The organism is Kitasatospora sp. NPDC032121 (assembly GCF_055580145.1).
The window spans coordinates 125,559-143,692 of record NZ_JBVILX010000013.1 but is presented as its reverse complement, the minus strand read 5'-3'; the positions used below and the strand labels follow the sequence as shown (position 1 = coordinate 143,692).

The 18,134-nt window shown below is 71.6% G+C and carries 27 protein-coding genes; 13 read left to right on the top strand and 14 right to left on the bottom strand.

Going from position 1 to position 18,134, the window contains the following annotated elements; translation table 11 throughout:
• The first annotated feature begins 177 nt into the window (after window positions 1–177).
• The gene (gene htpG / locus ACZ5OX_RS27440) at window positions 178–2,136 is read left to right on the top strand and encodes a molecular chaperone HtpG (RefSeq protein ID WP_465633767.1); all 1,959 of its coding nucleotides are present in this window, start codon (window positions 178–180) and stop codon (window positions 2,134–2,136) included.
• 232 nt (window positions 2,137–2,368) lie between these two features.
• On the top strand, window positions 2,369–2,818 hold the full coding sequence (locus tag ACZ5OX_RS27435; protein WP_465633766.1) for a hypothetical protein: 450 nt from the start codon (window positions 2,369–2,371) through the stop codon (window positions 2,816–2,818).
• An 84-nt stretch (window positions 2,819–2,902) separates the two neighbouring features.
• Here the strand turns inward: ACZ5OX_RS27435 and ACZ5OX_RS27430 are convergent, their stop codons facing one another.
• The 4 genes from ACZ5OX_RS27430 to ACZ5OX_RS27415 all read right to left on the bottom strand — a co-directional run bounded on the left by ACZ5OX_RS27430 (window position 2,903) and on the right by ACZ5OX_RS27415 (window position 4,796).
• Entirely contained in the window at window positions 2,903–3,226 is a 324-nt protein-coding gene (locus tag ACZ5OX_RS27430; protein ID WP_465633764.1) for an STAS domain-containing protein, read from the bottom strand.
• Window positions 3,217–3,738, bottom strand: coding sequence for a J domain-containing protein (locus ACZ5OX_RS27425; protein WP_465633762.1), 522 nt, complete (start codon window positions 3,736–3,738; stop codon window positions 3,217–3,219). Before ACZ5OX_RS27425 ends, ACZ5OX_RS27430 begins: the two co-directional genes overlap by 10 nt.
• A 148-nt stretch (window positions 3,739–3,886) precedes the next feature.
• Window positions 3,887–4,138: a hypothetical protein gene (locus ACZ5OX_RS27420; protein ID WP_465633761.1), complete on the bottom strand. Its 252-nt coding sequence runs from the start codon at window positions 4,136–4,138 to the stop codon at window positions 3,887–3,889.
• Window positions 4,113–4,796, bottom strand: coding sequence for a type III effector protein (locus ACZ5OX_RS27415; RefSeq protein ID WP_465633760.1), 684 nt, complete (start codon window positions 4,794–4,796; stop codon window positions 4,113–4,115). The genes ACZ5OX_RS27420 and ACZ5OX_RS27415 overlap by 26 nt, the downstream gene beginning before the upstream one ends.
• 109 nt (window positions 4,797–4,905) lie before the next feature.
• Between ACZ5OX_RS27415 and ACZ5OX_RS27410 the strand changes: the two genes are divergently transcribed.
• From ACZ5OX_RS27410 to ACZ5OX_RS27400, 3 genes are all read left to right on the top strand, one after another.
• Window positions 4,906–5,340: an Hsp20/alpha crystallin family protein gene (locus ACZ5OX_RS27410; protein WP_465633759.1), complete on the top strand. Its 435-nt coding sequence runs from the start codon at window positions 4,906–4,908 to the stop codon at window positions 5,338–5,340.
• A gap of 139 nt (window positions 5,341–5,479) precedes the next feature.
• On the top strand, window positions 5,480–5,884 hold the full coding sequence (locus ACZ5OX_RS27405; protein WP_449790827.1) for a DUF2267 domain-containing protein: 405 nt from the start codon (window positions 5,480–5,482) through the stop codon (window positions 5,882–5,884).
• A 54-nt stretch (window positions 5,885–5,938) separates the two neighbouring features.
• Window positions 5,939–6,337: a DUF2267 domain-containing protein gene (locus ACZ5OX_RS27400; RefSeq protein WP_465633758.1), complete on the top strand. Its 399-nt coding sequence runs from the start codon at window positions 5,939–5,941 to the stop codon at window positions 6,335–6,337.
• Window positions 6,338–6,380: 43 nt separating this feature from the next.
• Here the strand turns inward: ACZ5OX_RS27400 and ACZ5OX_RS27395 are convergent, their stop codons facing one another.
• Window positions 6,381–6,722 carry a helix-turn-helix domain-containing protein gene (locus tag ACZ5OX_RS27395; RefSeq protein ID WP_465633756.1) on the bottom strand — a complete coding sequence of 114 codons (342 nt, stop codon included), beginning with the start codon at window positions 6,720–6,722 and terminating at the stop codon, window positions 6,381–6,383.
• A 112-nt stretch (window positions 6,723–6,834) separates the two neighbouring features.
• On the opposite strand from ACZ5OX_RS27395, the gene dnaK reads away from it, so the two are divergent.
• Window positions 6,835–8,691 (top strand): molecular chaperone DnaK, encoded by a 1,857-nt coding sequence (gene dnaK, locus ACZ5OX_RS27390; RefSeq protein ID WP_465633755.1) that lies wholly within the window; start codon window positions 6,835–6,837, stop codon window positions 8,689–8,691.
• 195 nt (window positions 8,692–8,886) lie between these two features.
• Here dnaK and ACZ5OX_RS27385 read toward each other — a convergent pair whose 3' ends face one another.
• Together ACZ5OX_RS27385 and rpmG are read right to left on the bottom strand one after the other, a co-directional pair.
• Window positions 8,887–9,150 carry a type B 50S ribosomal protein L31 gene (locus ACZ5OX_RS27385; protein ID WP_279094886.1) on the bottom strand — a complete coding sequence of 88 codons (264 nt, stop codon included), beginning with the start codon at window positions 9,148–9,150 and terminating at the stop codon, window positions 8,887–8,889.
• Window positions 9,151–9,180: 30 nt separating this feature from the next.
• A complete protein-coding gene (rpmG, locus tag ACZ5OX_RS27380) occupies window positions 9,181–9,345 on the bottom strand; it encodes a 50S ribosomal protein L33 (RefSeq protein WP_465633754.1) in 165 nt (54 codons plus the stop codon).
• Between the two features lie 178 nt (window positions 9,346–9,523).
• Between rpmG and rpmF the strand changes: the two genes are divergently transcribed.
• The gene (gene rpmF, locus ACZ5OX_RS27375) at window positions 9,524–9,697 is read left to right on the top strand and encodes a 50S ribosomal protein L32 (protein WP_465633752.1); all 174 of its coding nucleotides are present in this window, start codon (window positions 9,524–9,526) and stop codon (window positions 9,695–9,697) included.
• Between the two features lie 232 nt (window positions 9,698–9,929).
• Window positions 9,930–10,133: a cold-shock protein gene (locus ACZ5OX_RS27370; protein WP_045694210.1), complete on the top strand. Its 204-nt coding sequence runs from the start codon at window positions 9,930–9,932 to the stop codon at window positions 10,131–10,133.
• Between the two features lie 73 nt (window positions 10,134–10,206).
• On the opposite strand, the gene ACZ5OX_RS27365 is transcribed toward ACZ5OX_RS27370, so the two are convergent.
• The 4 genes from ACZ5OX_RS27365 to ACZ5OX_RS27350 form a co-directional block, all read right to left on the bottom strand.
• Complete coding sequence (locus ACZ5OX_RS27365) at window positions 10,207–10,902, bottom strand: hypothetical protein (RefSeq protein ID WP_465633751.1); 696 nt, start codon at window positions 10,900–10,902, stop codon at window positions 10,207–10,209.
• A 19-nt stretch (window positions 10,903–10,921) separates the two neighbouring features.
• Window positions 10,922–11,632 (bottom strand): class I SAM-dependent methyltransferase, encoded by a 711-nt coding sequence (locus ACZ5OX_RS27360; protein WP_465633750.1) that lies wholly within the window; start codon window positions 11,630–11,632, stop codon window positions 10,922–10,924.
• A 46-nt stretch (window positions 11,633–11,678) separates the two neighbouring features.
• Complete coding sequence (locus tag ACZ5OX_RS27355; RefSeq protein ID WP_465633748.1) at window positions 11,679–11,834, bottom strand: hypothetical protein; 156 nt, start codon at window positions 11,832–11,834, stop codon at window positions 11,679–11,681.
• Between the two features lie 79 nt (window positions 11,835–11,913).
• Window positions 11,914–12,072, bottom strand: a complete 159-nt coding sequence (locus tag ACZ5OX_RS27350; protein WP_465633747.1) for a hypothetical protein — start codon at window positions 12,070–12,072, stop codon at window positions 11,914–11,916.
• A gap of 87 nt (window positions 12,073–12,159) precedes the next feature.
• Here ACZ5OX_RS27350 and ACZ5OX_RS27345 point away from each other — a divergent pair, with 87 nt between their 5' ends.
• Window positions 12,160–12,306 carry a hypothetical protein gene (locus ACZ5OX_RS27345; protein ID WP_465633746.1) on the top strand — a complete coding sequence of 49 codons (147 nt, stop codon included), beginning with the start codon at window positions 12,160–12,162 and terminating at the stop codon, window positions 12,304–12,306.
• 69 nt (window positions 12,307–12,375) lie between these two features.
• Here ACZ5OX_RS27345 and ACZ5OX_RS27340 read toward each other — a convergent pair whose 3' ends face one another.
• The 3 genes from ACZ5OX_RS27340 to ACZ5OX_RS27330 are packed head-to-tail and all read right to left on the bottom strand — an operon-like array spanning window position 12,376 to window position 15,099.
• Entirely contained in the window at window positions 12,376–13,122 is a 747-nt protein-coding gene (locus ACZ5OX_RS27340; protein ID WP_465633745.1) for a DUF4097 family beta strand repeat-containing protein, read from the bottom strand.
• Window positions 13,123–13,138: 16 nt separating this feature from the next.
• Window positions 13,139–13,783 (bottom strand): response regulator transcription factor, encoded by a 645-nt coding sequence (locus tag ACZ5OX_RS27335; RefSeq protein WP_465633743.1) that lies wholly within the window; start codon window positions 13,781–13,783, stop codon window positions 13,139–13,141.
• Complete coding sequence (locus ACZ5OX_RS27330; protein WP_465633742.1) at window positions 13,774–15,099, bottom strand: sensor histidine kinase; 1,326 nt, start codon at window positions 15,097–15,099, stop codon at window positions 13,774–13,776. Before ACZ5OX_RS27330 ends, ACZ5OX_RS27335 begins: the two co-directional genes overlap by 10 nt.
• Before the next feature lie 201 nt (window positions 15,100–15,300).
• Here ACZ5OX_RS27330 and ACZ5OX_RS27325 point away from each other — a divergent pair, with 201 nt between their 5' ends.
• From ACZ5OX_RS27325 to ACZ5OX_RS27310, 4 genes are read left to right on the top strand one after another with little or no spacing between them, the layout of a single operon-like run.
• Window positions 15,301–15,618, top strand: a complete 318-nt coding sequence (locus ACZ5OX_RS27325) for a hypothetical protein (RefSeq protein ID WP_465633740.1) — start codon at window positions 15,301–15,303, stop codon at window positions 15,616–15,618.
• 18 nt (window positions 15,619–15,636) lie between these two features.
• Window positions 15,637–16,095 carry a hypothetical protein gene (locus ACZ5OX_RS27320; RefSeq protein WP_465633739.1) on the top strand — a complete coding sequence of 153 codons (459 nt, stop codon included), beginning with the start codon at window positions 15,637–15,639 and terminating at the stop codon, window positions 16,093–16,095.
• Window positions 16,096–16,143: 48 nt separating this feature from the next.
• On the top strand, window positions 16,144–17,373 hold the full coding sequence (locus ACZ5OX_RS27315) for a sensor histidine kinase (protein ID WP_465633738.1): 1,230 nt from the start codon (window positions 16,144–16,146) through the stop codon (window positions 17,371–17,373).
• The gene (locus tag ACZ5OX_RS27310; RefSeq protein WP_465633737.1) at window positions 17,370–18,071 is read left to right on the top strand and encodes a response regulator transcription factor; all 702 of its coding nucleotides are present in this window, start codon (window positions 17,370–17,372) and stop codon (window positions 18,069–18,071) included. Before ACZ5OX_RS27315 ends, ACZ5OX_RS27310 begins: the two co-directional genes overlap by 4 nt.
• Window positions 18,072–18,134: the final 63 nt, after the last annotated feature.

The following is an 18,134-nucleotide window of genomic DNA, read 5'->3' as shown; positions in this document are numbered from 1 at the left end:
GCCCTGCCGGGCTGCGGCCCGCACGTCAGCGGACCTGTTCACCGTCGCAAAGCCTGCCCGGCCCGCGACGCGCGAGTCGAGAGGCCCTGAGGCCCTCGATGTGAAGACCACCCCCGGTGACGGCGCCGCGTCGTCCCTGACCCTTTCCCCTACCCGCACATGAAGGAGACGCCTCCCGTGGCCAGCCCGACCGAGACGCTGGAGTTCCAGGCGGAGACCCGCCAGCTGCTGCAGCTGGTGATCCACTCGATCTACTCGAACAAGGACATCTTCCTGCGCGAGCTGATCTCCAACGCCTCCGACGCCCTCGACAAACTCCGCCTGGAATCCCTCACCGACAGCGGCCTCGCAGTCGACACCTCCGACCTGCACATCACGCTGGACGTCGACCGGGACGCCCGCACCCTGACGGTGCGGGACAACGGCATCGGCATGACCCGCGAGGACGTCGTCGACCTGATCGGCACCATCGCCAAGTCCGGCACCGCGAGTCTGCTGGCCAAGATCAAGGAGGCCAAGGACGCGGACGCGGCGCAGAGCCTGATCGGCCAGTTCGGCGTCGGCTTCTACTCCGCGTTCATGGTCGCCGACAAGGTCACCCTGCGGACCCGCCGGGCCGGCACCGAGCAGGGCACCGTGTGGGAGTCCGACGGTGAGGGCACCTACACCATCGCGCAGGCCGACGATCTGCCGGTCGGCACCTCGGTCACGCTGCACCTCAAGCCGGCGGACGGCGAGGACGGGCTCGGCGACTACCTCGCGGCGTGGAAGATCCGCCAGATCGTCAAGCGGTACTCGGACTTCATCCGCTGGCCCATCCGCATGGCCGCCGAGCCCGTCGAGCCCGTCGAGGCGGGCGAGGCGGGCGCCGAATCCGCCACGGACGAGAAGGCCGTCGTCGTGCCGGAGACGCTGAACTCGATGAAGGCGCTGTGGGCCCGTCCCCGCAGCGAGGTGACCGAGGCCGAGTACCACGACTTCTACCAGCAGATCAGCCATGACTGGCAGGCCCCGGCCGAGACCATCCACATGCGCGCCGAGGGCACCTTCGAGTACGAGGCGCTGCTGTTCATCCCCGCCCACGCCCCGTTCGACCTGTTCTCCCGCGACACCAAGCGGGGCGTGCAGCTGTACGTCAAGCGCGTGTTCATCATGGACGACTGCGACGCGCTGATGCCGAACTACCTGCGGTTCGTCAAGGGCGTCGTCGACGCCCACGACCTGTCGCTGAACGTCTCCCGCGAGATCCTGCAGCACGACCGCCAGATCACCGCCGTGCGCCGACGCCTCGTCAAGAAGGTCCTCGGCGCCCTCAAGGACATGCAGGCCGGCAGGTCCGACACCTACACCAAGCTGTGGGAGCAGTTCGGCCGGGTGATCAAGGAAGGCCTGATCGAGGACCGCGACAACACCGACGCGCTGCTGGAACTGGTCTCGGCGGCCTCGACCAACGACCCGGAGAAGACGACCACGCTGCGCGAGTACGTCGCGCGAATGAAGGACGGCCAGGACACCATCTACTACCTGACCGGCGAGAGTCGCCAGATGGTGGAGAACTCCCCGCACATGGAGGCCTTCACCGCCAAGGGCTACGAGGTCCTGATCCTCACCGACCCCGTCGACGAGGTCTGGACGGACCAGATCCCCGCCTTCGACGGCCACCGCTTCCAGTCCATCGCCAAGGGCCAGGTCGACCTCGACGGCGACGCCGACAGCGACGCCGGCGACGAGGCGAAGGCGGAGAAGGCCCAGCGCGAGCAGGACTTCGCCGCCCTCCTCGGCTGGCTCCAGAACGCCCTGGCCGACCACGTCAAGCAGGTCCGCCTCTCCACCCGGCTCACCACCTCCGCCGCCTGCCTGGTCGGCGACGCCCACGACCTGACCCCCACCCTGGAGAAGATGTACCGGGCCATGGGTCAGGAACTCCCGCCCGTGAAGCGGATCCTGGAACTCAACCCCACCCACCCCCTCATCACCGCCCTGCACAAGGCCCACCAGGCGAACGCCGACGACCCCGCGCTCGCCGACACCGCCGAACTCGTCCACGGCAGCGCCCTGCTCGCCGAAGGCGGCGACCTGCCCGACCCGGCCCGCTTCACCCGTCTCCTGACCGACCGCCTCACCCACACCCTCTAACCCCCCTGCGGGTGCGGCCGGCCGCGGCTGACAGAGCCCGGCCGGCCGCACTCCCACGCCACTTGGCCAGACCCGCCTGCCGGCGGGCGGGCGCGCACCGGCCCGGGGGCCGGGCTGCATCACCCTTGGCAGGAGTGCGGCCCGCAGCACCGCTTCCCTCACCCGTTTCGGCAGCCGGAGACGGAAGCCGGCCCGCGCCGACAGCTACCCGACCGACCGAGGACATCCGCGCGTGTACGAGTACACCGACCGCAAGAACCGCACCCTGGCCGACCGGATCAACGCCGCCGCCGAGCGCCGTCCGGACCACGGGACCGAGCAGGACAAGGCCACCGCGACCGCACTGCTGGCCGACATGCTCCACGCCGCGGCCCAGCACGGCATCACCCTCGAGACCTTCGACTGGGTCGCCGACCTGCCCGGCACCTGCTACCGCGCCATCGTCAGGCACCGCACCCCGGCCGACCGGATCAACGCCGCCGCCGAGCGCCGTCCGGACCACGGCACCGAGCAGGACAAGATCACCGCGACCGCACTGCTGGCCGACATGCTCCACGCCGCTGCCCGGCACGGCATCACCCTGGACACCTTCGACTGGGTCACCGACCTACCCGGACAGTGCTACGCCGCCGTCGTCTCCCCCCTGCGCGCGCGGGCCACCCGGTGGGCCACGGCCAGCTGAACACGACTGGCCGGGCCGGGCGCCCACCGTCCTGCACGACCGGCGGCCGGCGATGGTGGCAGCGCCGCGGTACGCGGCCCGGTGTCAGCCTTCGACCAGGTCGGCGAGGCCGAAAAGGTCGAACAGCCGGGCGACGAGCGGGGCCCGCACATCCGTGACCTTCAGGACGACGCCTTCCTCCTGCGCCTGGTGATGGAGCCGTTCCAGGGCGTGCGCGCCCGAGCAGTCGCAGAATCTCACCTGCGCGAAGTCGAGGTCGATGCGCCTGGGCCGGTTCGCCAGGAACTCCTTGACACGGCTCTCCAGCTCGGCGGCGGTGGCGAGGTCGATCTCGCCCGTGATCGCGATGGTGACCTGGCCGTCCCACCGGGAGACGGCGGTGCGGAAGTCGTTGCCGTTCACAGCCATGGCTCCACCTCCCACAGCCGGTGCACTATCCACTCCCAGAAGTCGCCCCACTCCCAGAGGTCGCCGGCATCCCGCGCCCACGTCGACGCACCTGGCGGTGCGGTCCGCACCGGGCCCACTCGAACGAGGGGTTCGGTTCCTCGCGGCATCGCTCCGACGAGGGGAGTCGGCGCGGTGCGCGCAGGCTCCGCCCCACCGGTTTTCCGGACGACTCGTACGGGCACCCGTCGGCCCGTGGTCGGGGGAGGGGCCGAGGCGCGGGCGGTCCCCGGGTGGGGCCGGGCGGTCTCGCGTTCGGCGTCGTAGGCGGCTCGCAGCTCGGGATCGTGCAGGACCTCGTAGGCGGCGACCACCGCGCCGAGTCGCTCCGCCGATCCCGGTTCGACGGGGCGGGTGTCCGGGTGCAGCAGCCGGACCAGGGTGCGATAGGCCGAGGTGACCTGCCGCGCGGACGCCGTGGGTTCCACTCCCAGCACCGCGTAGTGATCGCGTCGGTCTCGCGATCCCGTCATGGCGGACCACCTCCCGGGCAACCGGCGACCCCGGCAAACCTCCTCTTTGATCTGGATAGAACCTTGGCCAACGCTTGTCAAGATGTCCGAAATGAGGGTATATGGGCTATGGGTGGACTCCCCCCACTGCCGTCGGCATGGCCGTCCCTCAGTATCCGGCGGTGTGATGCGCAGCGCCGGCCCCGGTCTGCGCCGCGATGTCCTGTGCGACCTGTGCCAGGGATGTGTGGAGGGCGTCGCGTATGGCTTCCAGGCGTGCGAGGCAGGCGTCCAGCGAGGTGATGGCGGCGTCGCCGTCGGTCCGCATCCGGTGCCCGAGGGCCACGAGCTGGTCCTCGACCCGCTGCCAGCGCTCTTCGGCGGCGGCCAGGGGGTCAGGCGCGCCGGTGGTCGCTGTCATGGCGCAGTTGGTCGGTGTGCTGGGCGAGGTCGTCGAGGCGGTGGGCGATCTGGGAGTGACGGGCGCCGAGGTGGGGGCGGACGGCGGCCAGGGGTGTGAGGAGTTCGGTGGCGTCGGGGGCGCCGAGCGCGGTGTGGAGGTGGTCGAGGGCGGGGCGGGCCGCCGGGGCGAGGTCGGTCAGGGCGGCGACCTGGGCGGCGAGCCGGCGCAGGTCAGCGGCGTTGGCGCGGGCCCAGTCGGCGACGGAGCGCTCTGCGGCGCGGCGGTCGCGTACGGCCTTGACGCGTTTGGCCCCGGTGGTGCCCGGGGTGCGGGTGGCGGGTGGCGCAAGGCGCAGGTAGCGGTTCTCGGCGGCCTGGCGGCTGGCGACGCCCATGGGGCGGGCGAGGTCGGCCCAGGTGGCGCCGGCGGCGCGGGCGGTCTCCACCAGCGGGGCCTCCCAGTCGGCGAGCTCGGTACGCAGCTCGCGCAGCAGCAGCAGGGCGGCCAGTGCCTGCTCGGGGCCGGTTCGGGTGGTGGGCGGGGTCGTGGCTTCGGTGTCCTGCGCGGCGCGGACGGCCTCGTCTATGGCGGCGAGCGCCGCGGCGGCGGCGAGGAAGGACACCGGGCCCCTCGACGGTCCGCCACCGGTGGCGGGTTCTTGGGGCCGCTCTCTCATGGGTGTCACTCCTTCGGCGACATCAGGGTTTGTCATTGGATGGATGACATGTTAGAACGGTTTCAGGTGAAGCGCACTGGCACCCATCGATCAGTGGAGGTGTTTCGCGATGCTGATGCGCACCGATCCGTTCCGCGAGCTGGACCGGCTGACCCAGCAGTTCTTCGGCACGACCGGGACCTGGTCGCGGCCGACCCCGATGCCGCTGGACGCCTACCGCGCCGGCGACGAGTACGTGATCTGCTTCGACCTGCCGGGGGTGGACCCCGATGCGATCGACATCGATGTCGAGCGGAACATGCTGACCGTCAAGGCCGAACGCCGTCCCCGCCACCAGGGCGAGGACGTGAAGTGGGAGCTGTCCGAGCGTCCGCTCGGCGTCTTCTCCCGGCAGGTCATGCTCTCCGACACGCTCGACCCCGAGGGGATCACCGCCGACTACGACTCCGGCGTGCTGACCCTGAAGATCCCGGTCGCCGAGAAGGCCAAGCCCCGCAAGATCGCCATCGGCCACAGCGGAAGCCGCAAGGAGATCAAGGCCTGACGGCGTCCCTCTGCCGTTCCGCGCCGCCCGCACCCCCCGAGCGGACGGCGCGGAACACTCCCGCAGTCGGCCCCTTGCCGCCCGGACCGGCACCGTTCGTGGTGAGGGCCTTCGGTGAAATCGACAGGGAGGAATCGCGGTGACTCTTCGATGGGAAGCTTTCTTGGACCAGGTCCAGGAACGCGGAGAGTACGACACACCCCAGGACGCCGACCGCGCGGCCCGCGTCGTGCTGGCCCTGCTCGGCGCCCACCTGGTCGGCGACGTGCGCGCGAAGCTCGCGGCCCGTCTGCCCGAGACCTTCGCCCTGATCCTGCTGAACCCCTTGCAGGCCGCCGAGCCGCTCAGTCCCGAACGGTTCGTACGCGCCACCGCCGCCTGGATCGAGGGCGCCACCGAGAAGACCGCCGTGTGGGACATCGGAGCCGTCCTGTCCACGGTGGCCGACGCCGCCGGCGACGAATTGTTGGAGCGCGTGCTGTTCCAGCTGCCGCCCGGCTACGACGTCTTGTTCGGCCGCCCCGCCCCCGACCACCGATCCTGAGCGCTTTCGTGCCGCCGCGTGCACCGCGGCGGCCCGTATCGGAAGGCCACCGCCATGACCCGGCACCGCCGCCTGATCCAGCAGGTCCGCACCCTTGGCCGCCACCCCAGCGACGAGGAAGCGGAACGAGTCCTCGACACCGTCCTGGCCGTCCTCGGCTCCCAGCTCACCGGCGACGAACGCTGCGAGCTGGCCGCCGCGCTGCCCGAGCGGGCCCGCGCCGTCTTCGCCTCGCAGATCCCCCTGCCCGAACCCGTCGCCGCCCCCGCCTTCGTCGAAGCCGTCGCCCGAGCCCTGAACATCAGCCTCACCAGCGCCCGCTGGGATGCCTCCTCCGTCCTGGCCGCCCTCGCCGATCTCGCCGGCGATGGGCTCACCGACCGCCTTCTCGCTCGCCTGCCCAGCGGCTACGCGCTCCTGTTCGGCCGCGCCGACCTCGCCGCCGCCGCTTGAACCCCGCCCAGCCGGGGTGGGGCCAGGCGGCGGGTGCCAGACGTCACCGGCCGCGGGTCCGCCCCAGGTCGGCCTCCAGCTCCTCCACTCGGGCCTGGAGATCGAGCACCCGGCGCGCCCCTTCCAGGGTCAGTCCCTCGCCGATCAGCTCGACCAGTGCGGCAATGCGGTTGATCTCCCGGCGCGAGTAGCGCCGCTGGCCGCCCGGCGAGCGCACGGGCACCACCGCGCCCAGCTCGTCCAGTCGCCTCAGGAACGCCACCCGGACGTGCAGCATCGCGGCGACCTGCCCCACCGTGTACAGCGCGGCATCCGCGTCATCAATGGGCAGCTCCACCACCGCGATCTCACCTCGCCGCTCGCTGAAATGAAACCTCACTTCCACGTTACAGATTTCCTCCAGCCACGACCTCGACTTACTCTTGATGCCATGAGGCTCAAGTTTCCTTCCTCCCTTTGAGGCAAGACGGGAGGGATGGCAAGAGAGGAGGCCCGCGATGGCACGCGCAGTCGGTATCGACCTGGGAACGACGAACTCAGTGGTCTGCGTGCTGGAGGGCGGCGAGCCGACCGTCGTCACGAACGCCGAAGGCGCGCGCACCACCCCGTCGGTGGTGGCCTTCGGCAAGGGCGGCGAGGTGCTGGTTGGCGAGGTCGCCAAGCGGCAGGCCGTCACCAACGTGGACCGCACCGCCCGCTCGGTGAAGCGGCACATGGGCGAGAGCGGCTGGCACTTCCCGGAGAAAGGGGGCGTGGACGGCAAGAGCTACACCGCGCAGGAGATCTCCGCGCGGGTGCTGCAGAAGCTGAAGCGCGACGCCGAGTCCTATCTGGGCGAGGACGTGACGGACGCGGTGATCACCGTGCCCGCGTACTTCAACGACTCCCAGCGCACCGCGACCAAGGAGGCCGGCGAGATCGCGGGCCTGAAGGTGGCGCGGATCATCAACGAGCCGACCTCCGCCGCCCTGGCGTACGGCCTGGACAAGGAGAACGACCAGACGGTGCTGGTCTTCGACCTCGGCGGCGGCACGTTCGACGTCTCGCTGCTGGAGATCGGCGAGGGCGTGGTGGAGGTGAAGGCCACCTCCGGCGACACCCACCTCGGCGGTGACGACTGGGACCAGCGGATCGTCGACCACCTGGTCAAGCAGTTCAAGAACGGCTACGGGATCGACCTGTCCAAGGACAAGATGGCCGTGCAGCGGCTCCGCGAGGCCGCCGAGAAGGCCAAGATCGAGCTGTCCGCCGCCACCGAGACGACGATCAACCTGCCCTACGTCACGGCCTCCGCCGAGGGCGCGCTGCACCTGGACGAGAAGCTCACCCGCGCCCAGTTCCAGCAGCTCACCGCCGACCTGCTGGACCGCTGCGAGGGCCCGTTCCATCAGGCCGTCAAGGACGCCAGGATCGAGGTCTCCGACATCGACCACGTGATCCTGGTCGGCGGCTCGACCCGGATGCCGGCCGTCACGGACCTGGTGAAGAAGCTCACCGGCAAGGACCCGCACAAGGGCGTCAACCCGGACGAGGTCGTCGCCATCGGCGCCTCGCTCCAGGCCGGTGTGCTCAAGGGCGAGGTCAAGGACGTCCTGCTGCTGGACGTCACCCCGCTGTCGCTGGGCATCGAGACCAAGGGCGGCATCATGACCAAGCTGATCGAGCGCAACACCACGATCCCGACCCGGCGCTCGGAGGTCTTCACCACCGCCGAGGACAACCAGCCCTCGGTCACCGTGCAGGTGTACCAGGGCGAGCGGGAGATCGCCGCGTACAACAAGAAGCTCGGCATGTTCGAGCTGACCGGCATCGCCCCGGCCCCGCGCGGCCTGCCGCAGATCGAGGTCACCTTCGACATCGACGCCAACGGCATCATGCACGTCGGCGCGAAGGACCTCGGCACCGGCAGGGAGCAGAAGATGACCGTCACCGGCGGCTCCGCCCTGCCCAAGGACGACATCGACCGCATGATCCGCGAGGCCGAGCAGCATGCCGAGGAGGACCGCCGCCGCAAGGAGGCCGCCGAGACCCGCAACCAGGGCGAGCAACTCGCCTACACCACCGAGAAGTTCCTCACGGACAACCAGGGCAAGGTCCCGGCCGACGTGCAGAGCGAGGTGGAAACCGCCCTGACGGAGCTGAGAGAGAAGCTCAAGGGCGAGGACACCGCCGCGATCCGCGCGGCGAGCGAGAAGGTCGCCCAGGTCAGCCAGAAGCTCGGCCAGGCCATGTACGCCCAGACCGCCCCTGGTGCACCAGGCGGTGCGACCGGCCCGCAAGGCTCGGAAGAGGAGGTCGTGGACGCCGAGATCGTGGAGGAGGACGAGCACAAGGGAGGCGCCACCGCACCCTGACGGCGGGCTGCCCGCCAAAGCGGTGGCGGCGGGTCGTCCACGCCCTTCACGACCACCGCGTGGCGGAACTGCTCGACCAGGCCTTCGCCCGCATCGAGCACCTGCGGCCGCGATGACCCGCCCCGGTACGCGCGAACGCCGGTGTGCCCCCTCGGATCCGAGAGGACACACCGGCATTCGTACGCGGTCCCGGTCTCAGCCCTTGCGGCGGGCGGCCGCGGCGCCGTAGCGGCGCTCGAAGCGCTCGACGCGGCCCGCGGTGTCGAGCACGCGGGACTGGCCGGTGTAGAAGGGGTGGCTGGCGGAGGAGATCTCCACGTCGATCACGGGGTAGGTGTTGCCGTCCTCCCACTCGATGGTGCGGTCACTGGTGACGGTGGACCGTGTGAGGAAGGTCAGTCCGCCGACGCGGTCACGGAAGACGACGGGGCGGTAGGCGGGGTGGATGCCGGGCTTCATCGGGTTCTCCTTGGCTGGGCGGGGTCGGGGTCAGCGTTCCTCGCGGAACTCGGTGGGGCGACCGAGCACGGGGTCGTACTTGCGCAGGACGAGCCGGTCCGGGTCGTTGCGCCGGTTCTTGCGGGTCACGTACGTGTAGCCGGTACCGGCGGTGGACCGGAGTTTGATGATCGGGCGCAGGTCGTTGCGGGCCACGGCGTCCTCCTCGGGCGGATCGGTGACGGTTGAGCTGACATCATAGCGAAATGGTTTTCGTTTCCATTAGGCGTGTAGGGTGGCAACGTCACCTGCGGCCACGGCATTCCCGGGCCGAGGCCGCGATCAGTCCTGCTCACCGATGAGGAACCCGCCTCCGGAGAAAGGGGAATCACCCATGGCCGTACCCAAGCGCAAGACGTCCCGCAGCAACACCCGGCACCGCCGGGCCCAGTGGAAGGCGGCAGCCCCGGACCTCGTCCCGATCGAGATCGACGGCCGTCGCCACCTCGTCCCCAAGCACTTGGTCCGCGCCTACCGGCGCGGCCTGCTCGCCCCCGACGAGAGGTGAGCACGGCGGGGGCGCCGGCCATCGGCAGGGCTCCGGCCATCCCGCCGCGCAGGGCCCTGGCCTGCTACAGTCGTGGGAGTTGCAGTAGTGGTTCCCATGAACTTTGTGTGCGCCTGCTGATGTATTGCAGGCGCATTTTTTGTTCCCCGGCTCTTCCCCGGTGGGCGCTCCATGCGGTGACTCGAGGCCCGCGCTGTGCGTGCTTCGGACAGTCCCTTGAAGGAGATTTCTAATGGCTAATGGCACTGTGAAGTGGTTCAACTCGGAGAAGGGCTTCGGCTTCATCGAGCAGGAGGGTGGCGGCCCCGACGTCTTCGCCCACTACTCGAACATCAACGCCAACGGCTTCCGTGAGCTGCTCGAGGGCCAGAAGGTCGAGTTCGACGTCACGCAGGGCCAGAAGGGCCCGCAGGCCGAGAACATTCGCCCGCTGTAGTTCTTCTGCCACGGCACCCGCCTGGCAGTGAGGGGCCCGCACCGCGCACACGTGCCCGGTGCGGGCCCCTCGGTCATCGCGCCACGGTGGCGGAGCCGTGCGCACCGCGGGCGGTGAGCCTGCGGGCGACCCCGTCCGCGAGCAGCAGCAGGGCGGCGGTCGCCAGCGCGGCCATGTGTTCGTAACCCGCCAACACCGGGTCCACCGCCGTGATCGCGGCCGTCAGCAGCACCACGCCCAGCGCCGTCCAGCGCGCCCCGAACCGCCAGGCGACCAGCAGGCCCAGCCCGATCACGGCCGCCGACGGCCCGGTGTCCCGGACCTGGGCGAATGCGGCGGGCAGGTGGAGCAGGTGGCCGGGCGGCCGGGACACCCCGAAGCGCGCGTAGCAGGTGCCCACCAGCGAGCAGGTGTACCCGACGGCGAGCGTGCGCCACGGGCCGAGGGTCAGCTCGGCGATCGCGAAGACCACGAACACCTGGGCCAGCGCCCCCCAGACCGGCAGGCCCAGGGCCGGCACGAATATCGAGACCGGGAAGCGCGGCAGCGCGACGTCCCACGGCTCGGCGGCCCGGACCACGCCTATCCGGGAGACGAAGGCCGCCCCGCTCGGGAACTCGTCGACCGCCGCGAACAGCAGCACCAGGCAGCTGGAGACCACGGTGAGGGTCAGTGCGGCGGCGCCCCTGGCCCGCAGCCGGGCGTGCGCGCGGCGGTAGAGCGGGCCCCACTCGCTCTCGGCCGCGCGCCGGATGCCGGGATTGTTCACGACGGTCCTCCAGTCCCGATCAGGAGCCGATGCCGGCCGCACGCCGGTCCGCGGCACCGGCGGGCGGCCGGACGTCGGAGCCCGAGGTGCACGGCCGCAGCAGCGCGAAGTAGGCCAGGGCCGGTCCGGACTGCCGGATGACGTGCAGGCCGACGGCGTTGGCGTGCCGGGCCAGGGTCGCCGGGCGGATCTGGTGGCGGTCGAAGAACTCGCCGACGACCAGGCGACCGGTCGGCTTGAGGACCCGGCGCAGCTCGCTCAGGGCGGCGGGGACGTCCGGGATCTCGCCCAGCGCGGTGACCAGGTAGGCGGCGTCGAACGTGGCGTCGTCGAAGGGGAGTTCACGCGCGTCGGCCAGGGTGGGGACGATGGTGTCGAGGCCGGATCCGGCGGCCCGGCGCACCACGTGGTCGAGCATCTCCTGCTGGATGTCGACGATGTCCAGCCGGCCGTCGGCGCCGAGCCGGGGCGCCACCTGGAGCGACTGCAGCCCGGTGCCGGGACCGATCTCCAGCATCCGCTCGCCGGGCAGCGGCCGGAGCTGCTCGGCCAGCCGCTCCCAGGACAGGAACGGCAGTGGCAGGTCGAGCAGTCGGTGCTGCGCGTAGGGGTACGGCGCGGAGTCGGTCACCCACCAGGCGGTGGCCGCGGCCGCGACCGAGGCGCCCGCAAGGGCCCAGGTGCCGGCCTTGCCGAACGGGGCGCGCAGGGGTGAGGAGGGGTGGCGCATGGTTCTTCTCCAACGTCGGTCGTCGGCGTGGGGCGGTGGTGCCCGCTCAGTGGATGTGCATGCCGCCGTCGGAGGCGGCCACGGTGAGGGAGGTCGACGCGCCCTCGGAGTCCGGCAGGTCGATCCGCGGCGCGGAGCTGCTGCGGTGGGCGTCGATCCGGTGGCCGGTGCTCGAGGGCACCCGCGAGGTCGCACCGACCATCTGCCCTCCAGCCAACAGCAGTTCAGCCGGGCCGGACACGTGGCAAGCCCACCGAACCGGGGTACGGATAACCCCCCTGTCAGTCCCCGCCGTTGTCGTCGGGCGGGGTGGTGGTGCCGGTGGTGTCGGCCGGGGCGGCAGTGGCCCGCGGCCGCGCGGCGGCGCTGACTCCGGACGCGATGGCGGGCGTGACGAGGGTGAGGGTGATCGCCGCCGGTGCGGCGGCGGCCGCGGCCACGAGACACTGGACCCAGCAGGAGCGACCGGCCGAAGTCACCGCCGCACTGGCCGACTTCGCCTCCTCGCCGGACTCACCCCGGCATCCGTGATCCACCCCCGACACGCCGTTTCGGAAGGTGCCGTCATCACCGGCGTCATCGGCCTGGACGGACTGGCCGGGGCGATCGCCGAACCCGGCGCGCCGGAGCGGCACGCGAAGATCAGCGTCGACGCCTCGCTGGTCGCCGGCTGATCGTCCGAACGACGGTGGCGCCCCCGGGAGATCCCGGGGACGCCACCGTCGTTCGCGGCACGGGCGTGCTCAGTGGACCGCGATGTCGCCGCGCGTGGTCTTCACCACCACGCTGTGCGGCGCGTCCGTGGCGGTGTTCGGCAGCGAGACGCTCGGCGACGACCAGGAGCTCTGCGCGTCGACGTGGTAGGAGGCGTCGTGAGGCACCTTGAGGTCGACCCGGCCCCAGCCCGTGGTGACCCTCAGGGAGGCGGGTGCCGCCGTGAAGGAGGCGCTGACCTCGCCGTCGGTGGTGATCACCTCGGCGTCCGGGGCGCTGCTGTCGGCGAGGGTCACCGTGCCGTACGTGCTCCGCACGGTCAGCGGGCCGGACGACTGGTCCACCTCGACCCCGCCCCGCCCGGTGGCCAGATCCAGCCGGCCGGTCAGGCCCTTCGCCTGGATCCCGGCGCCCCCGGTGCTCACCTGCGCGGCCAGGCCGGCCGGCACCGTGACCTGCAGATGCCCCGAGCAGTCGTCGGAGCAGCCGGCGGTGACCGTGACGTCCGACCCGGACCGGGCGACGGAGACCTGCGGGGCACGGCCCGTGTAGCTGCCGCTCATGGCCACCGTGACCTGCGAGGAGCCGTCCTGGCTCAGCGTCACGCCGAGTCCGTCGGTCTGGACCGTCACCCGGCCGGCGCCGGCCGCGTCCTGCTGCCAGTCGCCGCTGTACGGATGGTGCGCCGGAAGCGAGTCGACCACGATCCAACTGGCCACGGAGACGACCGCGACGAGGGCGGCCAGCCCTATGAGGAGGCATCCGCGGCGCTTCATCGGTGTGGTACTGATCTCAAGCTCCCAGGTAGCGCAAGACCGCGAGCACGCGGCGGTGGTCCCCCGCCTCCTGCTGCAGATCGAATTTCACGAAGATGCTGCGGATGTACTTCTCCACCGCCGCCGTGCCGATCACCAGATCGGCCGCGATTCCGGCGTTGGAACGGCCCTCCGCCATGGCCGTGAGGACCTCCCGTTCGCGCGGCGTCAGGGTGGACAGCGGATCCCGCTGCCGGCTGCCGGCCAGCAACTGCTTGACCACCTCCGGGTCGAGGACCGTCTCGCCCGCGGCGACCCGGCGCAGCGCGTCCACGAACTCCTCGGCGTCCGACACCCGGTCCTTGAGCAGGTAGCCGACCCCGTTGTCATTGGTGCTGACCAGGTCGATGGCGTAGCGCTCCTCGACGTAGTTGGAGAGCACCAGGACGCCGGTCTCCGGCCAACGGGCGCGCACCGCCAGTGCGGCGCGCAGGCCCTCGTCCAGGAAGGTGGGCGGCATCCGGACGTCCGTCACACAGGCGTCCGGCCGGTGTTCGGCCACCGCGCGCAGGAGTTGCTCCCCGTCGCCGACGGCGGCGACCACCTCGATCCCCTGTTCGCTGAGCAGCAGTTCGATGCCCTGGCGCAGCAGCGCGGAGTCCTCGGCCAGCACTACCCGCATGGCAATTCCACCTCGATCACGGTCGGTCCACCCACCGGACTGCTGAGCCGGAACCGCCCGTCCACCCCGGACACCCGGTCCGCCAGACCGGTTAGACCCGTGCCGGCCGCGAGATCGGCTCCGCCACGTCCGTCATCGCCAACCCTAACGTTCAATCGGGTGCCCTCCCGCCGGATCTCCACCCAGGCGCGGGCCGCACGAGCATGCTTGGCCACATTGGTGAGCGCCTCGGTCACCGTGAAGTAGGCGACCGCCTCGATGGTGGGGGAGGGGCGCGGCTCCACCAGGACGTCAAGGCGCACCGGCACCGGAGCCAGCGCGGCGACGGCGGAGAGCGCCGCCTCCAGGCCGCGGTCGGTCAGCACCGGCGGGTGCAGGCCACGGGCCAGGTTGCGCAACTCGGCGATGGTGCTGAGGGTTTCCCGCCGGACGTCCTCGACCAGCTTGTCGGTCTCGTGGTCACCGGACTTCTTCAACCGCGAGCTGACCCGGCCCAGGGTGATCGACATCGCCACCAGCCGTTGCTGGGCACCGTCGTGCAGGTCCCGCTCGATCCGTTTGCGCTCCGCCTCGGCGGCGTCCACCACCCGGGCGCGGCTCTCCGTCAGATCGTTGATCCGCTGCTCCAGCTCCATGCCACGGGGCCGGGAGAGCAGGGCGACGGCCAGCGCGGTGTCCAGCGCCAGCAGGAGTTTGACGATCAGGGGGGAGAGGACCGCGCCGACCAGCAGCGCCACCGCCGCGACCAGCAGCGCCCGGGGCAGGGAGTCCACCAGGAACGGCCCGAGCTGGGCCTGCCCGCCGGGCAGGCCCCGGTAGTAGGCCGGAAGCAGCAGCAGGGTCAGCGGCACGGCCCAGATCAGCGCCACCCCGACCACGGTCACCACCGCCACCGGCATCAGCAGTAGTTGGTAGCCGATCAGCCGCCAGGTGCAGGGGTTGTGGACGAGCGACTGCAGCGACTTGACCAACCGCCACGAAGCGACCGGCGTCGGCAGCTCGTCGAGCTCCAGCCCGCAGGTCACGGCGAACCGGGCCCGCTCGACGGCGGCCAGCCGGAACAGCGCCCACCCCGCGGCCACCGTGAGCGGCAGGCCCACCAGGCCGGCCGGCGCCAGGCAGACGGCGACGACCAGAACGACCAGCACGGCCAGTCCCGCCAGCGCCACCAGACCGTCAAGTGCCAGGTGGATCGACGCCCGCCACAGCACGGGGGAGGCCAGCGCCCGCAGCGGATTGCCCGGCACCACCTCGCGGGGTGGCCGGGCGTCCCTCCAGGCTCTGCCGGTGGCACGGCCGGCGATGTTCTCGGTCAACTGCTTCGGACCCGCTCTCGTGGGCAGTGCGGACGGCGACCAGGTCACCGTCCGCGCCTCGATTCAACAGGGGGACGGTACCCAACCCGACCACCCGTCGACAGCGAGGAGAGCCCACCAGCGGGGGGTAGGGTTTACCCCCGTCCGGCCGGTGGGTTCACGCTGCCGACCCGGCGCCGCCCGGTGCGACATCGTGGGGTCATGACCGATCGACACTCGAGCGCCGCCGGCCGCCCCTGCCCGGCCGGCAGGACCGACGACATCGAGCAGTTCCTCGCGCACTACGGGGACACCATCGACGACCGGGTCGCCGAGATCGTCGAAGAGGTCCTCGGCGAGCAGCTGAGGGGGTACCGGCGCGACGTTGTGCTGCCGGTCACCGTCGCGCTGCCGGCGGCAGCGGCCGTCTCGCTGGCGCTCATGTGGTGGAGCCCGTGGATAGTCCCCCTGGTGTGGGCCGCCACCTCCGTCATCTGCGTGTCGCTGTCACAGAGCGCCCGGATCCCGCGCCGCTCGTGACGGGCCGCGGGTGTCGGCGTGCAGCAGTCGTTCCAGAGCGACTGCTGTGACCTCCCGCGCAGTGTCGCGGGCCGCGTGCTGCAGCTGGTGGTGGTGCTGCTACTGGTCGTGGCCGCCGCGCTGGAGCTGGTGGTGCAGGCAGACGGCGACATCAACGAGAGGGCCCGGAGCCGGGCGATGGGTGTCGCGCAGACCTTCGCCACCTCGACGGGGGTCGCGCCCGCGCCGGCTACCGGCAACCCGTCGGCGATCCTTCAGCCCAAAGCCGAGGCGGCATCGCAGGCCCTGGGCGACACGGGCATCCAGGTCATCAACGCGCAGTACGTCCCCGACCAGGACCAGGGGCCTGGTCGGGGATCGGTCCCGGGTGCCTGTCCGGGACCGGGAGCCGCTGCGAGAATGACCGCGGACTCCTTCCCCCGGGGCCGCAGGCCGTTGCGGGAACGGCACACGACTCACGGACGACGGTCACGGTGAACCGGCGAAGACCAGTGCCGACCGGCCACAGAAAGGACCAGCACCAGCATGTCGACGCACCAGCGGCGCCTGCCGCCGTCGCCGAGAGCCGACGGCCTGCCCTGGACGGCCAGTGACGCGCTGCCGGCCGTCGGGGCGGCCGCCCTGGACCTCCTCGGCTACACGGTCGGCGGTCCGGACGGAAGCCAGCCGATCGCCCTGACCGCGCTGGTCCTGCTCGTACTGGCGGCCATGCCGCTGCTCACCAGGCGCCGCTACCCGCTGGCGTCACTGGCGGGTGTGCTGGTCCTCGGCCTGGCACTGAACCTGAGCGGGCCGGTGCCGCAGCACTTCAACTGCACGCTGTGCGTCGCGCTGTTCGCCGTGGCCCGCTCCCGCGGCATCGCGGTGGCGGCGCCGGCTGCTTTGGTCGCGGCCGCCGTGCCACTGCTGGGCCGGGGGCATCCGCTGCCCCCTCCGGTGGGGGAGATGGCGGTCAACGTGTTCGCCGCGGCGCTGGTCGTCGCCGCGGCCGAGGTGCTGAAGCGTTGGCAGCACGAGGTGGAGGTCAGGCGCAGGCTGCTGGCCGACCGCGCGGTGGCGCAGGAACGGCGCCGCATCGCACGGGAGTTGCACGACATCGTGGCCCACCACATCACCACCATGCAGCTGATGGCCGGCGGTGCCAGAGCGAACCTCGGGAACGACACCGAGGTGGTGCGCGACGCCCTGGTCACGCTGGAGGGCTCCGGGCGGATGGCGCTGCGCGAGATGCGCCAACTGCTCGACGTGCTCCGGGCCGGCGACGCGCCGGAGGAGGCGGACGGGGCGCCGTCCGCGCCGCAGCCCGGTGTCGGGCACCTCGCAGGGCTCGTCGAGGAGTCCCGCAGGGCCGGTCTGCCCACGGAGTTCGCCGTCCTGGGGGAGGAGCGTCCGCTGCCGCCGAGCACCGGCCTGGCGGTGTTCCGGATCGTCCAGGAGTCCCTCACCAACACCCGCAAGCATGCCGGCCGGGCCGAGGCGCGGGTCCAGCTGACGTACCACCCGGACCGGGTCACCGTCGAGGTGTCCGACAACGGCGCCGCCGCGTCGGCCGACACCCTGGTGGGGGCCCTGGCGCGGGCGGGCAGTGCGGCCGGGCCGAGGGCGGGCCGCACCGGGTACGGTCTGATCGGCATGCGCGAACGCGTCGCGCTGCAGGGCGGCAGCATGGTGGCCGGCGGCGTCGACGGTGGCGGCTTCCGGGTGGTGGCCAGCCTGCCGGTGGCGCCGGCCGACGGAGAGGAACTGCTCGGATGACGGAAACCCCGGAGCGGATCAGGGTGCTGATCGCGGACGACCAGCCGCTGGTGCGGCGGGGCCTGGCCCTGATCCTGGCACCGGACCCGGCGTTCGAGGTGGTGGCCGAGGCGGACGACGGGCAGCGAGCGGTCGACCTCGCGCACCGGCACCGGCCGCACGTCGTCGTGATGGACATCCGGATGCCGGTTCTCGACGGGGTCCAGGCGACCGAGCGGATCACGCGGGAGCTGCCCGCATGCAGGGTCCTGGCGCTGAGCACCTTCGACATGGACGAGTACGTGGTGGCTGCCCTGCGCGCCGGCGCCTCCGGGTTCCTTCCCAAGGACGTCTCCCCGGAGGAGCTCTCGGCGGCCGTGCGCACCGTGCACACCGGGGAGGCGGCGGTGGCTCCGCGCCTGCTCACCCGCTTGATCTCCACTTACGTCACCACGCCCCGCCTGCCGCAGCCGCCCTCACCGGTGCCGGTGTCCGACCTGGGTGAACTGACGCCCCGTGAGATCGAGGTGTGGCACCTGCTGGCCACCGGCCTCGACAACGCCGAGATCGCGTCGGCGATGGGCATCAGCGTCTCCACGGTCAAGAACTACATCACCAGCGTCTTCGCCAAGCTGAGTGTCCGTGACCGCGCCCAGGCGGTGATCGCGGCTTACGAGTCGGGCCTGGTGGAGGCTCGGCGCGCGAACCCGGCGGGCTGAAAGCGGGCCGGGCCGGCCGTCGCCGGGCCGGGCAGGGTCGAGCCGAGCCCGGCTGAGAGGTCG

Coding starts and splice junctions, on each gene's coding strand:
- ACZ5OX_RS27430 (WP_465633764.1), bottom strand. CDS start 3,226: ATGGCTGTGAACGGCAACGACTTCCGCACCGCCGTCTCCCGGTGGGAC.
- ACZ5OX_RS27425 (WP_465633762.1), bottom strand. CDS start 3,738: ATGACGGGATCGCGAGACCGACGCGATCACTACGCGGTGCTGGGAGTG.
- ACZ5OX_RS27420 (WP_465633761.1), bottom strand. CDS start 4,138: ATGACAGCGACCACCGGCGCGCCTGACCCCCTGGCCGCCGCCGAAGAG.
- ACZ5OX_RS27415 (WP_465633760.1), bottom strand. CDS start 4,796: ATGAGAGAGCGGCCCCAAGAACCCGCCACCGGTGGCGGACCGTCGAGG.
- ACZ5OX_RS27410 (WP_465633759.1), top strand. CDS start 4,906: ATGCTGATGCGCACCGATCCGTTCCGCGAGCTGGACCGGCTGACCCAG.
- ACZ5OX_RS27400 (WP_465633758.1), top strand. CDS start 5,939: ATGACCCGGCACCGCCGCCTGATCCAGCAGGTCCGCACCCTTGGCCGC.
- dnaK (WP_465633755.1), top strand. CDS start 6,835: ATGGCACGCGCAGTCGGTATCGACCTGGGAACGACGAACTCAGTGGTC.
- ACZ5OX_RS27385 (WP_279094886.1), bottom strand. CDS start 9,150: ATGAAGCCCGGCATCCACCCCGCCTACCGCCCCGTCGTCTTCCGTGAC.
- rpmF (WP_465633752.1), top strand. CDS start 9,524: ATGGCCGTACCCAAGCGCAAGACGTCCCGCAGCAACACCCGGCACCGC.
- ACZ5OX_RS27370 (WP_045694210.1), top strand. CDS start 9,930: ATGGCTAATGGCACTGTGAAGTGGTTCAACTCGGAGAAGGGCTTCGGC.
- ACZ5OX_RS27360 (WP_465633750.1), bottom strand. CDS start 11,632: ATGCGCCACCCCTCCTCACCCCTGCGCGCCCCGTTCGGCAAGGCCGGC.
- ACZ5OX_RS27355 (WP_465633748.1), bottom strand. CDS start 11,834: ATGGTCGGTGCGACCTCGCGGGTGCCCTCGAGCACCGGCCACCGGATC.
- ACZ5OX_RS27340 (WP_465633745.1), bottom strand. CDS start 13,122: ATGAAGCGCCGCGGATGCCTCCTCATAGGGCTGGCCGCCCTCGTCGCG.
- ACZ5OX_RS27335 (WP_465633743.1), bottom strand. CDS start 13,783: ATGCGGGTAGTGCTGGCCGAGGACTCCGCGCTGCTGCGCCAGGGCATC.
- ACZ5OX_RS27325 (WP_465633740.1), top strand. CDS start 15,301: ATGACCGATCGACACTCGAGCGCCGCCGGCCGCCCCTGCCCGGCCGGC.
- ACZ5OX_RS27315 (WP_465633738.1), top strand. CDS start 16,144: ATGTCGACGCACCAGCGGCGCCTGCCGCCGTCGCCGAGAGCCGACGGC.
- ACZ5OX_RS27310 (WP_465633737.1), top strand. CDS start 17,370: ATGACGGAAACCCCGGAGCGGATCAGGGTGCTGATCGCGGACGACCAG.